Annotated in this window: 13 protein-coding genes; 6 read left to right on the top strand and 7 right to left on the bottom strand. The window is 72.0% G+C overall.

The features are described 5' to 3' along the window. From ACYQ0U_RS02360 to ACYQ0U_RS02345, 4 genes are read right to left on the bottom strand one after another with little or no spacing between them, the layout of a single operon-like run. Positions 1–195 (bottom strand): DUF6752 domain-containing protein, encoded by a 195-nt coding sequence (locus tag ACYQ0U_RS02360; RefSeq protein WP_459968996.1) that lies wholly within the window; start codon positions 193–195, stop codon positions 1–3. Positions 196–197: 2 nt separating this feature from the next. After that, positions 198–1,760 carry a class I SAM-dependent methyltransferase gene (locus ACYQ0U_RS02355; protein WP_459968994.1) on the bottom strand — a complete coding sequence of 521 codons (1,563 nt, stop codon included), beginning with the start codon at positions 1,758–1,760 and terminating at the stop codon, positions 198–200. 6 nt (positions 1,761–1,766) lie between these two features. After that, the gene (locus ACYQ0U_RS02350; protein WP_459968992.1) at positions 1,767–3,119 is read right to left on the bottom strand and encodes a phospholipase D-like domain-containing protein; all 1,353 of its coding nucleotides are present in this window, start codon (positions 3,117–3,119) and stop codon (positions 1,767–1,769) included. A gap of 21 nt (positions 3,120–3,140) precedes the next feature. After that, positions 3,141–3,548, bottom strand: coding sequence for a hypothetical protein (locus ACYQ0U_RS02345; RefSeq protein WP_459968990.1), 408 nt, complete (start codon positions 3,546–3,548; stop codon positions 3,141–3,143). 153 nt (positions 3,549–3,701) lie between these two features. On the opposite strand from ACYQ0U_RS02345, the gene ACYQ0U_RS02340 reads away from it, so the two are divergent. From ACYQ0U_RS02340 to ACYQ0U_RS02325, 4 genes are read left to right on the top strand one after another with little or no spacing between them, the layout of a single operon-like run. Then, positions 3,702–4,958, top strand: coding sequence for a magnesium transporter MgtE N-terminal domain-containing protein (locus ACYQ0U_RS02340; protein ID WP_459968988.1), 1,257 nt, complete (start codon positions 3,702–3,704; stop codon positions 4,956–4,958). Further along, positions 4,955–5,497 carry a DUF1003 domain-containing protein gene (locus ACYQ0U_RS02335; protein WP_459968986.1) on the top strand — a complete coding sequence of 181 codons (543 nt, stop codon included), beginning with the start codon at positions 4,955–4,957 and terminating at the stop codon, positions 5,495–5,497. Before ACYQ0U_RS02340 ends, ACYQ0U_RS02335 begins: the two co-directional genes overlap by 4 nt. Before the next feature lie 11 nt (positions 5,498–5,508). Beyond that, entirely contained in the window at positions 5,509–6,669 is a 1,161-nt protein-coding gene (locus tag ACYQ0U_RS02330; protein ID WP_459968984.1) for an Mrp/NBP35 family ATP-binding protein, read from the top strand. A 16-nt stretch (positions 6,670–6,685) separates the two neighbouring features. After that, complete coding sequence (locus tag ACYQ0U_RS02325) at positions 6,686–7,021, top strand: sec-independent translocase (protein WP_459968982.1); 336 nt, start codon at positions 6,686–6,688, stop codon at positions 7,019–7,021. An 86-nt stretch (positions 7,022–7,107) separates the two neighbouring features. Here ACYQ0U_RS02325 and ACYQ0U_RS02320 read toward each other — a convergent pair whose 3' ends face one another. Further along, positions 7,108–7,638, bottom strand: coding sequence for a hypothetical protein (locus tag ACYQ0U_RS02320; protein WP_459968980.1), 531 nt, complete (start codon positions 7,636–7,638; stop codon positions 7,108–7,110). A gap of 103 nt (positions 7,639–7,741) precedes the next feature. On the opposite strand from ACYQ0U_RS02320, the gene ACYQ0U_RS02315 reads away from it, so the two are divergent. Together ACYQ0U_RS02315 and ACYQ0U_RS02310 are read left to right on the top strand one after the other, a co-directional pair. After that, positions 7,742–8,317, top strand: a complete 576-nt coding sequence (locus tag ACYQ0U_RS02315) for a LysM peptidoglycan-binding domain-containing protein (RefSeq protein WP_459968978.1) — start codon at positions 7,742–7,744, stop codon at positions 8,315–8,317. Continuing rightward, complete coding sequence (locus tag ACYQ0U_RS02310) at positions 8,317–8,817, top strand: Rv3235 family protein (protein ID WP_459968976.1); 501 nt, start codon at positions 8,317–8,319, stop codon at positions 8,815–8,817. The genes ACYQ0U_RS02315 and ACYQ0U_RS02310 overlap by 1 nt, the downstream gene beginning before the upstream one ends. 54 nt (positions 8,818–8,871) lie before the next feature. Here the strand turns inward: ACYQ0U_RS02310 and secA are convergent, their stop codons facing one another. Further along, positions 8,872–11,700, bottom strand: coding sequence for a preprotein translocase subunit SecA (gene secA / locus ACYQ0U_RS02305; protein WP_459968974.1), 2,829 nt, complete (start codon positions 11,698–11,700; stop codon positions 8,872–8,874). 66 nt (positions 11,701–11,766) lie between these two features. Further along, on the bottom strand, positions 11,767–12,966 hold the full coding sequence (locus ACYQ0U_RS02300; protein WP_459968972.1) for a winged helix-turn-helix domain-containing protein: 1,200 nt from the start codon (positions 12,964–12,966) through the stop codon (positions 11,767–11,769). Positions 12,967–13,095 lie beyond the last annotated feature (129 nt).

Here is a 13,095-nt window from a genome sequence, read left to right as displayed (position 1 = left end):
CTAGAGCGACTCCTGGAACCGCTCGATCGCCGCCTGGATCGCGGCCTCGTCCCGGTTCGCCATCGGCACCAGCAGCTCCGAGACGACGTCGGCGAGCTCGGCCAGGCGCAGGTGGTGCCGGCGCATCTCGGCCAGGTCGGCCTCGAGGTCGGCGACCCGCTGCTCCAGCCGCTCCACGTCACTGCGCAGACCCATGCTCACCACACTCCCACAACTCTCGCGAGCGGCCGTCCGCCGCGGGCCTTCTCGGTCACGTCCACCCGCGTCGCGCCGGCGTCGCGCAGCAGCGTAGTGACCGCCTCCGGGTCCGGGCGCCCCAGCATCCACTCGGGCCTCTCGTCGGGGCGGTCCTCGTCGAGCAGGAAGAACTCGGCGAACACCCGGCCGCCGTCGCGCAGCGCCATCGAGCACAGCCGGCCGAACGCCTGCCGGCCCTCGGTCGTGGTGGCGTCGAGCAGGTGCCGGGCGACCACGACCTTCGGGCCGCGGCGGTGCGCGAGCCGCGCGCCCTCGGCGAGCACCGAGCGCCACTCGGTGAGGTTCAGGTCGCGGGTCGTGAGGTCGAGCGCCTCGGTCGTGGCCAGCTCGGCGGCGACGTTCAGCCCCCGGCGCGTGTAGTCGTAGGCCGTCACCGGCAGGCCCTGGCGCGCCAGCCAGACGCTGTCGATGCCCCGGCCGGCACCGACGTCGAGCACCTCGGCGCCGAGCTCGGTCGCGGCCGCGGCGGCGTTGCGGGCCAGCGCCGACGGCTTCTCGGGCAGCGTGCGCCGGGCGTTCTGGTAGGCCTTGCGGTCCCAGTAGCGGACCCCCGGCTGGGTGCCGCGGAACCAGTCCTCGAACGCGCGGACCGTGCGGTCGGGCGTCGTGAACTTGAACGCCGGGTCCGGGGTCCGCCAGCCCGGGCCGTACGTCGCCTCGAGCAGCTTGTCCGGGCGCGCGGGCACCGGCACCGGACGGCCGTCGAGCCGGGCCTCCCCCAGCGGCGTGATCCACTCCCGCTCGAACGGGACGCCGATCTCGCCCATCAGGTAGAGATGGCCCTGGTCGAGGAAGCCGCCGAACACGTCGAGCCCGCGGGTGACGTCACCCTCGGTGACGAGCATCTTGAACGAGCCGCCGCTGTAGCGGGAGATCTGCCAGCCCTCGGCGGCCAGCCGGCGCTGCACCGCGAACGACTCGCGCGCGACGTCGACCGGGTTCGTGTGCCGGCTGACGTAGCCGAGGTCGGCGTCCGAGTCGTGCCCGAGCACCCGGCCCTCGCGCACGGCGCCGAGCAGCGTGCCGTAGGCGACGAACGGCTCCAGGCCGGCCGAGCGCAGCGCCGCCAGCACCGCGCCCACGGCGTCCAGCAGCGCAGCGATGTCGCGGTCGGAGCGCCCGGCGAACACCGGCACCAGCCGCCCCGACTTGTCCATGCCGACGTCGAGACCGTCGCGGTTCTGCACGAGGATCGGGCCCTCGCGGTCCCCGAAGGCCAGCTCCCGCTCGAAGTACGTGCGCCCGGACGCCGAGTCGCGGACCGTGATCGTCGACCGTCCGTCGAGGCGCCGCTGGAGCGGCGTCGGCCACGGAGCGCGGCGCAGCGGCCACGGCCCCCGCCCGACGGGTGAGTGGACCGGCACGGTGTCGCGCCCGGTCCAGAAGGTCCACACCCGGCGCCCGTCGACGAGGAGGTCGAGGGGCCGGTCGGCCGTGACGAGCAGGGACACACCGGCGTCGTCGACGCCTCGCACCCGGAGGTAGGAGGGCACGCGTGCCACCGCGGATCAGTCCATCCGGTCGAGCTTCGCGTACGGGTCGAGGCCGGTCGTGGAGTACGGCGTCCCGTCCTCGTACACCGCGTTCGCACCGCTGCCGAAGACGAGCTGGCCCTCGGACGCCGCTCGACGCGCGGCCGGCGTGGTGCCGTTGGCCGCCCCGTTCGGGCTGCGGTCCGCCGGGAAGTTCTCGTACCAGTAGTCGATGTGCTGGCGGTAGCGGTCCGTGATCGGTGCCCGCCAGTAGACGCCGATGTTCTCGTCGCTGACCCCGCCGAGTCCGGAGAGGTTGGCCGAGCCGTTCAGGACCACCTTGTTCGCGCGCTTGCCGGCGACGTTGCCGATGATCGCCATCGCCTTGAGGTGGAAGTAGTTGTCGAACTGGCCGTCGCCGTCGAAGTCCTGCACGAGGTGCTTCATCGGGACCGGGCCGCGGCCGGACGTGCCGCGCAGGTAGCGGCCGATGTCGATGCCGAGCACGGTGTAGCCGATCCGGACGTCGCAGCCGGCCTCCCACAGCCCGCGGATCTTCCGCGCGAACTTCATGCCGCGGGCGTTGCGGATCACGTCGGGCGCGAGGCGCAGCACCGTGCGGCCGGAGGCGGTGTTCGTGGCGCCGCGGCACTTCACCTTGTTGAGGAGCCGGTACGCCGGGTCCACCTTGGTGCCCTGGAGCGGGAACATGTAGAGCGAGAAGTCGCCGAAGTGACCGGCGACGAACGGCGGCGAGGCCTTCTTGTCCAGCGAGGCCTCGCGGAAGACCTTGTCGTAGAAGCGCCACACCGGCTTGCTGCGGGTGTGGATCACGGCGTCGTTCCACTGGTTGTTGGTCGACGCCAGCGTGAAGTTCGCCGAGCCCTGGAAGACCACCCGCGGGACCTTGCCGACCTGGGAGAACATGAAGAACTTGGCGTGCGCCGCGCCGCCGGAGCCGCGGCAGGAGTTCTGGCAGGTCTTGGCCCAGCTCTTCGGGCGGTGCGGGCGCTCGAGGTTGCGCTTGTGCAGGCCGGCCCGCAGGCGCCGGAACGGCGGGTTGCCGATCTCGTCCTTGTTGTTGCTGGCGTCCATGAGGAGCCGGACGGTGACGCCACGGCGCTGGGCTCGGAGCAGCGCGTCCGTGCCCTCGCTGGTGAGGAAGTTCCAGGTGAAGAACTTGATCGTGCTGCCGCGCGGCGCGGAGTCGATCGACCGCATGAGCTTGCGGTAGATCTGGCGCCGGTTGTCGCGGTCACCGGTGGGGTTGTTGAACGTCACCCCGGGCTGGGGCCGGTAGTTGTCCGGCGCGGCCTCCGCGGCGGTCGGGACGCCGACCGGCACCAGGAACGCGGTGATCGCAACGAGCAGGGCAAGACATCTGGTCACGCAGGAAACTCCTCGGTGGTGTCACGCCCGGCAGCTGCGCACGTCGGTGCGGAAGTCCGGGTCGTCGGCGAGCGTGGACGACGCCTCGTGGATGGTGCCGCCGAGGACCGCCCAGAAGCGGTCGTCGTGGCGCACCAGCCGCTGCCCCGAGGAGCAGCCGAGCGCGTCGCGCGGGACCAGGGTCCCGGTGCTGTCGACACAGCCCCGGTAGGTCCGCGGCAGGGTCTCGTCGACCTGCCACACGGTCTCGCAAGCGGGCCTGTCGGCCGGCGTCGACCCCGGGGTGGAGTCGGAGGTCGCCGGCGGGCTGGACGCGTCGGTCCCGACCGCGTCCGGAGTCGAGGAGCCGGAGCTCCCGCAACCGAACGCGCAGAGCGCGACGAGCGGCAACGCCGCCCTGCGCAGGCTCTGTCCACGGGCACCCGACATGCCTCGGAGTATAGGTGGGGTGCCGCCTCGCCCCCTCATTGCACCGCGGGGGCCGCCCACGCCGGTAGCCTGTCGAGACGTGAGCCTCACCCCACGAAAGCGCGGGCTTCCCCCGCTGCGCTCCTCCATCCCACGCTTCCGCGGGGACCCCGGATGAGCACCACCCCCTCCCGCGTCTACGCGGCCCGCCTCGTCGGGCTGCCGATCTTCGACCCCCAGGGCGACCAGGTCGGCAAGGTGCGGGACCTCGTGGTGGCGGTCCGGTCGGAGATCCACCAGCCCCGCGTGCTCGGCCTGGTGGCCGAGGTCTTCGGGCGCCGCAGGATCTTCGTGCCGATGACCCGGGTCACCAACATCGACAGCGGGCAGGTCCACACGACCGGCCTGCTCAACATGCGCCGGTTCGAGCAGCGCCCGACCGAGACCCTCGTGATCGGCCAGATGCTCGACCGCACCGTCACCGTCCCGAGCTCCTCCATCGTGGGCACCGTCTACGACGTCGCGATGGAGCAGGCGCGCAACCGCGACTGGGTGCTCAGCCGGGTCGCGATCCAGGAGCCGGCCAAGGGGCTGCGCCGCCGCGGCCAGACCCATGTGTTCGAGTGGCGCGACGTCTCGGGGCTGACCGGGCGCGAGGAGGCGCAGGGCGCGACCCACCTGATCGCGGCGCTCAACGAGATGCGCCCGGCCGACGCGGCCAACATGATCCACGACCTGCCGCTCGAGCGCCGGACCGCGGTCGTGGCCGCCCTCGACGACGAACGCCTCGCCGACGTGCTCGAGGAGCTGCCCGAGGAGGACCAGGTCGAGATCCTCGAGCACCTCGACAACGAGCGCGCCGCGGACATCCTCGAGGAGATGTCGCCCGACGACGCGGCCGACCTGATCGCCGACCTGGCGCCCGAGACCGCCGAGGCGCTCCTGGAGCTGATGGAGCCCGAGGAGGCCGAGGACGTCCGCCGGCTGATGTCCTACGCCGAGGAGACCGCCGGCGGCATGATGACGCCGGAGCCGGTCATCCTCGGCCCGGACGCGACCATCGCGGACGCGCTCGCCCACGTGCGCAACCCCGAGCTGACTCCGGCGCTCGCGGCGCTGGTCTACGTGTGCCGCCAGCCGCTGGAGCCGCCCACCGGCAAGTTCCTCGGCGTCGCGCACATCCAGCGGCTGCTGCGCGAGCCTCCCTCGACGCTCGTGGCGGGCGCGCTCGACGACTCGATGGAGTCGCTGCGGCCCGAGGCGACCATCGACGAGGTCGCCGCCCACCTGGCGACCTACAACCTGGTCGCCGCGCCGGTGGTCGACGACGCCGGCCACCTGCTCGGCGCCGTCACCGTCGACGACCTGCTCGACCACATGCTGCCCGAGGGCTGGCGCGACCAGGCGATCCGGCAGGGGCCCCGGCGATGAGCGAGCGCGACCGCGCGCCGCGCCTCGACGCGCCGCGGGAGCTCCGCCGCCGCCGGCTGGTCCGCCGCCCGGCGTACGACACCGACCGCTTCGGCGTCTTCGCCGAGCAGTTCGCCCGGTTCATGGGCACCGCGACGTTCCTCCTGTACATGACGCTGTTCGTGGCGTTCTGGGTGCTGTGGAACTTCACCACCCCGGCGGACTGGCGCTTCGACGACTACCCCTACATCTTCCTCACGCTCATCCTCAGCCTCCAGGCGTCGTACGCCGCCCCGCTGATCCTGCTCGCGCAGAACCGCCAGGAGGCGCGCGACCGGGTCATCGCCCAGCAGGACCGGCAGGCCGACGCCCGCGCGCACGCCGACATGGAGTTCCTGGCGCGCGAGGTCGCGTCGCTGCGGATGGCCGTCGGAGAGGTCGCGACCCGCGACTACCTGCGCTCGGAGCTGCGCAGCCTGCTGGCCGAGCTCGACGAGCGCGAGGTCGAGCGTGGCCAGACTCACCCGGCCGACGCCGATCCCGATCGACCGTCCACGTAGACTCGGGGATCATGAGCAGCCCCCTTCTCGAGCAGGTCACCGCCGCTCTCGCGACGGTCAACGACCCCGAGATCAAGCGCCCCATCACCGACCTCGGGATGGTCGACTCCGTCGCCATCGACGACGCCGGTCTCGTGCACCTGACCGTGCTGCTGACCGTCGCCGGCTGTCCCCTCAAGGACACCATCAACCGCGACGTGACCGCGGCCGTCGGGGGCGTCCCCGGCGTCACCGGCGTCGACCTCCAGCTCGGCGTGATGACCGCCGAGCAGCGCGCCGGCCTCAAGGAGATCCTCAGCAACGGCACGGCCCAGCGGGAGATCCCGTTCGCGCAGCCGGGCTCGCTCACCAAGGTCTTCGCGATCGCCAGCGGCAAGGGCGGCGTCGGCAAGTCGTCGGTCACCGTGAACCTCGCCCTCGCGATGGCCCAGCAGGGCCTCAAGGTCGGCATCGTCGACGCGGACATCTACGGCCACTCGGTCCCCGCGATGCTCGGCGTCGCGGACAGCCGGCCCACCCAGGTCGACGACCTGATCATGCCGGTGCCGACCGCCTCCGGCGTCTCGGTCATCTCGATCGGCATGCTCAAGCCGCGGCGCGACCAGGTCGTCGCGTGGCGCGGCCCGATGCTGGACCGGGCGCTCGTGCAGATGCTCGCCGACGTCTACTGGGGCGACCTGGACGTGCTGCTCCTCGACCTGCCCCCGGGCACCGGCGACGTCGCGATCTCGCTCGGCCAGCACCTCCCCGGTGCCGAGGTGGTCGTGGTGACCACCCCGCAGGAGGCCGCGGCCGAGGTCGCCGAGCGCGCCGGCACGATGGCCTCGATGATGCACCAGCGCGTCGTTGGCGTCGTCGAGAACATGAGCTACCTCCCCTGCCCCCACTGCGACGCCTCCGCCGACCACCGGTTGGAGATCTTCGGCAGCGGCGGCGGCGAGCGCGTGGCGAGCACCCTCTCGGCCCGCTTCGGGTACGACGTGCCCGTGCTCGGCCGGATCCCGCTGGACACCTCGCTGCGCGAGGGCGGCGACGTCGGCAAGCCGATCGTCGAGTCCGACCCGACCGCCCCCGGCGCCCGCGTGCTCGTCGAGGTCGCCGAGAAGCTCGCCGGCCGCGGCCGCGGGCTGGCGGGGATGCAGCTGGGCCTCACCCCCACCAGCAAGTTCTAGGCAGTAGGTTTACCGCGTGTTCGGGGTTGGGTTGCCTGAGTTCGCGGTCCTTGCGTTCGTCGCCGTCCTGGTCTTCGGCCCGGACCGGCTGCCGGAGCTCGCCCGCCAGCTCGGCCAGTTGGTGCGCAAGGTCCGCAGCATGGCCAACAGCGCGCGCGACGAGCTGCGCGCCGAGCTCGGCCCGGAGTACGCCGACCTCGAGCTGCGCGACCTCGACCCCCGCGCGATCGTCCGCCGCCACATCCAGGAGGCGCTCGACGAGGACGACGAGCCGGTCCGCCGACCCACCCGGCGCGGCCAGCGACCCCTCGACGACGGCGAGGTCCCGCCGTACGACGCCGACGCGACCTGACGCCGAGTCGGCGCGGATTCACTCCCGCCGCCCGCCGAGTCGGCGTGGATTCACCCTGCCAAGGATGAAACCGCGCCGACTCGGCATCAGCGGGACTGGACGGCCGCGAGGGCGCTGAACGCCACCAGCAACGTGCGGTCCGCGCCGACGGTCGCCTCGACGAAGTCCGCGCCGACCCGGCGCGGCACGGCGTCGTACCGGCTCCCGTCGCGCAGGTGCAGCACGCAGCGCTCCCCCGCGTCGGCGAGCCGGCGCAGGGCCGAGCCGAGCCCGAGCCGCGCCGTCGCCGGCCACGCGACCTCCGGAACGGAGCGCTCCGAGGCCCCGTGCACGGCCGCGACGGCCGGGATGCAGACGATCCAGTCCTGCGCGGGGCCGCGGAGCAGGCACCAGCCCTCCGCGACCCGCTCCAGCACGCCGGCGACCGCCCCGACGCCGACGACTTCGAGCCGGACCCCGGCGTCCACCGAGGCCGCCAGCCGGCTGGCCAGGGTCACGTCGCGGTACGCCGCCCGGCTGCGGTCGGCCAGGTCGGCGTCGCGCTCCGCGTCGTAGAGCGCCTCCGCCTGCTGCTCGAGCTCGTCGAAGACGGCGAAGAGCTCCTCCTCCCAGGCCATGTCCTCCCCTGCCCCGCCGGGGGTGTGGAGAAACCGTTGACTCCGTTGGTAAAGACGCGCATCGTAAAGCAAACGGAAGCAAACGCATAGATTGGCTCTCGGGATGCCTGCTCCGCTCCACCGCTGTCTGGCTGTCTGGCTGGTCGCCACCGCGGCGGCCTCCGGGCTGGTGGCCGTGCTGCTCCCGGTCGCGCTCGCGCCGGCAACCCGGTTCGACGAGCTCCTGACGCGCGCGTGCGCTGTCGCCGGCGCGCTCGTGGCGACCTGGCTGTGGGTGGTCGCGACGGCCGTGGCCGTCGAGGCGCGCCACGGCCGGGCCCGGGTTCCCGCGCCCGCGGCCGTGCGCCGGGTGCTGCTGGCCGCGTGCGGGGTCGCCGTGGTCGCCGGCCTGGCGACGCCGGCCGGTGCCGCGCCACGCGGGGACGTTCCGCAGACCGCGGTCACCGTCGTGGCGGACGCCCTGGCCGGACTGCCGCTCCCCGACCGGCCGCACGGCCACGCGGCAGCACCCCGCGTGACCGTGCGGCCCGGGGACACCCTCTGGGGGCTCGCCGAGCACCACCTGGGCAGCGGCGACCGCTGGCCGGAGATCTACGCGCTCAACCGCGCCGTCGTCGGCGCCGACCCGGACGTGATCCAGCCGGCCCAGCGGCTGCGTCTGCCCGCGAAGGAGAAGTGATGAACCAGAACGTCTACCCCCTCCACCGGCCGGCCCCGGTCGCGAGCGTCCAGGGCACCCTGGCGCTCGACCTGGAGCCGTGCTTCGATCCGCCGCAGCCGGAGGCCGAGCACGGCCGGGCCGCGGACGTCATCTCGATCGACGCCCCCCTGCGCCGCGGCCTCGAGCAGTGGGCCGGCCGCTACGTCCAGGCCGCGGTCGAGATCGTCGGCGGCGACCGACCGGTCAGCCAGCTGCTGCGCTGGAGCTCGCGCGAGGTCTTCCAGGACCTCGACCGCCGCGCCCAGCTGGTCGCCCGCGCCGGTCGGCACCAGCCGGGTCAGGCCCGGGTGCAGCCGGTGCGGCCCCGGGTCGTCGGCGTGCACACGTGCTTCCTCACCCGCGGCCGGGTCGAGGTGAGCGCGCACGTCCGGTACGGCGACCGCTCCCGCGCCGTGGCCGCGCGGTTCGTGCGCACCACCGACCAGCGGTGGTGCTGCACGGCGCTCGAGTTCGCCTAGGACGACGAACGGCGGCGGTCCGGAGGACCACCGCCGTTCGTTCAGATCTGCGCGTCAGCTGATCCGGGCCGTGAGCCCGGTCGGGCCGCCGGGGCGGCCGTGGCACTGCTTGTACTTCTTGCCCGAGCCGCAGGGGCACTGCTGGTTGCGGCCCACGCTGGCGAACTCGTCGTCCGCCGGGGCCACCGCCCCACGGACCTCGGCCTCGCCGCCCTCGTCGGGCGCGGAGTAGGCGAGGTTCTGCGGCTGGCGGGGCCGGTCGAGGCCCTTGGCCCGGATCTGCGGCTGTGCGGGCGCCTGCGCCGGCGGCTGGGAGGCCTGGTCGAAGTCCGGCAGCGTGCGCCGCATCGGCTCCTCGACCTCTTCCTCCAGCTCCTCCTCCTCGACCTCGACCTGGACGTCGAGGTTGAACAGGAAGCCGACCGACTCCTCCTTGATGCCCTCCATCATGGCGGCGAACATGTCGAAGCCCTCGCGCTGGTACTCGACCAGTGGGTCGCGCTGCGAGTACGCCCGCAGGTAGATGCCCTCGCGGAGGTAGTCCATCTCGTAGAGGTGCTCGCGCCACTTGCGGTCGAGCACGGAGAGGACGACGCGACGCTCGAGCTCGCGCATCACCGACTCGCCGATCTCGGCCTCCCGGCGGGCGTAGGCCTCGCGGGCGTCCTGCTGGAGCGTGGCGATCAGCTCGTCGCGGTCGAGGTGGTCGACGCCGCCGGCCTCCTGGGTGAGCCGGTCCTTGTCCACGCCGACCGGGTAGATCTGGCGCAGCGCGGTCCACAGCGCGTCCAGGTCCCACATCTCGGAGAGGTCCTCGGTCGCCGCGCGCACGTAGCTCTCGACCGTGTCGTCGAGGAAGCCCTGGATCTGCTCGCTGAGGTCCTTGCCCTCGAGCACCTCACGACGCTCGCCGTAGATCACCTTGCGCTGGCGGTCCATGACGTCGTCGTACTTGAGGACGTTCTTGCGGGACTCGAAGTTCTGCGACTCCACCTGCCCCTGCGCGTTGGCGATCGCGCTCGTGACCCGCTTGTTCTCGATCGGGACGTCGTCCGGGATCTTGAGGACCTGGAGGACCCGGTCGACCCAGTCGGACTTGAACAGGCGCATCAGCTCGTCCTGGAGCGACAGGTAGAACCGGGACTCGCCCGGGTCGCCCTGACGGCCGGAACGACCGCGCAGCTGGTTGTCGATGCGGCGCGACTCGTGGCGCTCGGTGCCGACGACGTAGAGGCCGCCGAGCTCCTTGACCTCGTCGTGCTCGTGGGCGACCTGCGCCTTGATCCGCTCGAGGGTGCCCGGCCACTCGGCCTGGTACTGCTCGGCGGAATCGCCGGCGGGCTCGAGGCCCTTCTTGCGCAGCTCGAGGTCCGCGAGGAACTCGGTGGAGCCACCGAGCATGATGTCGGTGCCTCGACCGGCCATGTTCGTGGCGACGGTGACCGCGCCCTTGTGACCGGCGAGCGCGACGATCTTGGCCTCGTCGGAGTGCACCTTCGCGTTGAGGACGCTGTGCGGGATGCCGCGCTTCTTGAGCTTCTGCGAGAGGTGCTCGGACTTCTCGACCGACACGGTGCCGACCAGCACCGGCTGGCCCTTCTCGTGGCGCTCGGCGATGTCCTGGACCACCGCGTCGTACTTGGCCTCCTCGGTCCGGTAGACGAGGTCGGCCTGGTCGACGCGGGCCATCGGCTTGTTGGTCGGGATCGGGACCACGCCGAGGTCGTAGATCTTGTCGAACTCCGAGGCCTCGGTCATGGCCGTGCCGGTCATGCCCGAGAGCTTGTCGTACATGCGGAAGTAGTTCTGGAGCGTGATCGTGGCGAGGGTCTGGTACTCCTCGCGGACCTCCACGCCCTCCTTGGCCTCGATCGCCTGGTGCAGGCCGTCGTTGTAGCGGCGGCCGGCGAGCATGCGCCCGGTGTGCTCGTCGACGATGAGCACCTCGCCGTTCATGACGACGTACTCCTTGTCGTTCCGGAACAGCTCCTTGGCCTTGACGGAGTTGTGCATGAACGAGATGAGCGGGGTGTTCACCGAGTCGTACAGGTTGTCGATGCCCAGGTGGTCCTCGACCTTGGTGATGCCGGGCTCGAGCATCGAGATGGTGCGCTTCTTCTCGTCGACCTCGTAGTCGACGTCGCGCTCCAGGGTGCGGGCGATCTTCGCGAACTCGCCGTACCACTGGACCTCGTCCTGGGTCGGGCCGCTGATGATGAGCGGGGTCCGCGCCTCGTCGATGAGGATCGAGTCGACCTCGTCGACGACGGCGAAGTTGTGGCCGCGCTGGACGCACTCCTCGATGGATCCGGCCATGTTGTCGCGCAGGTAGTCGAAGCCGAGCTCGTTGTTGGTGCCGTAGGTGATGTCGCAGGCGTACTGGGCGCGCCGCTCGTCGGGCCGCATCTCGGGGAGGATCACGCCGACCGTGAGCCCGAGGAAGTGGTGGACGCGGCCCATCATCTCGGACTGGTACTTGGCCAGGTAGTCGTTGACGGTGACGACGTGGACGCCCTTGCCGGTGAGGCCGTTGAGGTACGACGGCAGCACGGCGACGAGCGTCTTGCCCTCACCGGTCTTCATCTCGGCGATGTTGCCGAGGTGGAGCGCGGCGCCGCCCATGACCTGGACGTCGAACGGGCGCATGCCGAGGACGCGGCGCGCGGCCTCGCGGACGGTCGCGAACGCCTCCGGCATGATGTCGTCGACCGTCTCGCCGTTGGCGAGGCGCTCCTTGAACTCCGCCGTCATGCCCTGGAGCTCGGCGTCGCTCATCGCGACGAAGTCGTCCTCGATGGCGTTGACTGCCTGGGCGATGGCCTCCAGCTGACGGAGGATCTTGCCCTCTCCGATGCGGAGGAGCTTGTCGAGAATGGCAGGCACGAGGGTCGGACTCCTGAACAGATGAAGATAGGCCTCCGCCACTCTACCCAGCCGTAGAAGTCCGCCCTAAACGAACCGGCGCAGCGCGGGGGCCAGGTCGCCCCGCGGCTCCAGGGTGGTCGACCCCAGCCCGAGCCACGCCCGCAGCCGGTCGAGCTCCGCACCGAGCTCCTCGGCCGTCGTGTCCGGCGCCCCCGGCTCGGCGTAGGCCGCCTTCACGACCAGCCGGCCCGCACCCGTGTCGAACTGCCGGTCGGCCTTGAGGTCCACGCGCGCCACGATCCGGTCGCCGAGCAGGAAGGGCAGCACGTAGTAGCCGTGCACCCGCTTCTCGACCGGCACGTAGATCTCGATCCGGTAGTGGAAGTCGAAGAGCGCCTCGGTGCGCGCCCGCTCCCACACGACCGGGTCGAACGGGCTCAGCAGCGCTCGGGCGTCCACCCGGCGGGGCAGCCGCGCGTCGCGGTGCAGCAGCGCCGGCCTTCGCCAGCCCTCGACCCGCACCTCCTGGAGCTCGCCCTCCTCGCGGAGCTCGTTCACGGCCTGCACGGTGTCGGCCACGGACATCCGGTAGTAGTCGCGCAGGTCCTGGACGGTCGCGACCCCGTGCGACCGGGCGGCGCGGCGTACCAGCTCACGGTTGGCGTCGGCCACGGTCGGCGTCGGCCGGGCGAGGACGTCGGCGGGGATGACCCGCTCCGGCAGGTCGTAGCGGATCTCGAACTGGGTGTTGCGGCCGGCGATCGCCACCTGGCCGGACATGTAGAGGTAGTCGAGGGCCTTGCGGGTCTCGGACCAGTTCCAGCCCCAGTTGCCCTTCTCGCGGGGCAGGCCGTCGTCGAGGTCGCGGGCGGTCGAGGCGCCGAGCTCGCCGATCTCCTCGAGGAGGCGCCGCTCGAGGGCGTCGTCGGCCACGAAGCCCCACTTGCCGCGGGCCGCGCGGTAGGTCGCCATCCGGTGCTGCATCACCGGCCACAGCTCGACCGGCATGAACGCCTGCACGTGCGCCCAGTACTCCACCAGCCGCCGCGGCCGCTTCTCGGCCGCGCGGCGCAACAGCTCGACGTCGTAGGGACCCATCCGGGAGTAGAGCGGCATGAAGTGCGCGCGCTGCAGCACGTTGACCGAGTCGACCTGGAGGACGCCGGTGCGCTCGACCGTGCGCCGGAACGTGCGCATCGTCGGCGCGGTGTGCGGCTTGTCGAGGAAGCCCTGGGCGGCGAGCGCCACCCGGCGGGCCTGGGCGTTCGTGAGGCGGTCTGGCACGGGGCCACTCAACCAGTCGCCGGGGACATCGTTGCCGCCGATTCATCACGGTAGACGGGCGAGTCTGCACTTCCCGTGGCGTACCCACCGAGGGAGGTGCTCAACCGGCTGCCTACCGTGATGAATCGG

It is taken from the genome of Nocardioides pyridinolyticus, from assembly GCF_054653575.1.
The sequence above is the reverse complement of the archived record's forward strand: the minus strand, read 5'-3'. Positions and strand labels throughout refer to the sequence as shown.

Coding starts and splice junctions, on each gene's coding strand:
- ACYQ0U_RS02345 (WP_459968990.1), bottom strand. CDS start 3,548: ATGTCGGGTGCCCGTGGACAGAGCCTGCGCAGGGCGGCGTTGCCGCTC.
- ACYQ0U_RS02315 (WP_459968978.1), top strand. CDS start 7,742: ATGCCTGCTCCGCTCCACCGCTGTCTGGCTGTCTGGCTGGTCGCCACC.
- ACYQ0U_RS02335 (WP_459968986.1), top strand. CDS start 4,955: ATGAGCGAGCGCGACCGCGCGCCGCGCCTCGACGCGCCGCGGGAGCTC.
- ACYQ0U_RS02310 (WP_459968976.1), top strand. CDS start 8,317: ATGAACCAGAACGTCTACCCCCTCCACCGGCCGGCCCCGGTCGCGAGC.
- ACYQ0U_RS02340 (WP_459968988.1), top strand. CDS start 3,702: ATGAGCACCACCCCCTCCCGCGTCTACGCGGCCCGCCTCGTCGGGCTG.
- ACYQ0U_RS02360 (WP_459968996.1), bottom strand. CDS start 195: ATGGGTCTGCGCAGTGACGTGGAGCGGCTGGAGCAGCGGGTCGCCGAC.
- ACYQ0U_RS02330 (WP_459968984.1), top strand. CDS start 5,509: ATGAGCAGCCCCCTTCTCGAGCAGGTCACCGCCGCTCTCGCGACGGTC.
- ACYQ0U_RS02320 (WP_459968980.1), bottom strand. CDS start 7,638: ATGGCCTGGGAGGAGGAGCTCTTCGCCGTCTTCGACGAGCTCGAGCAG.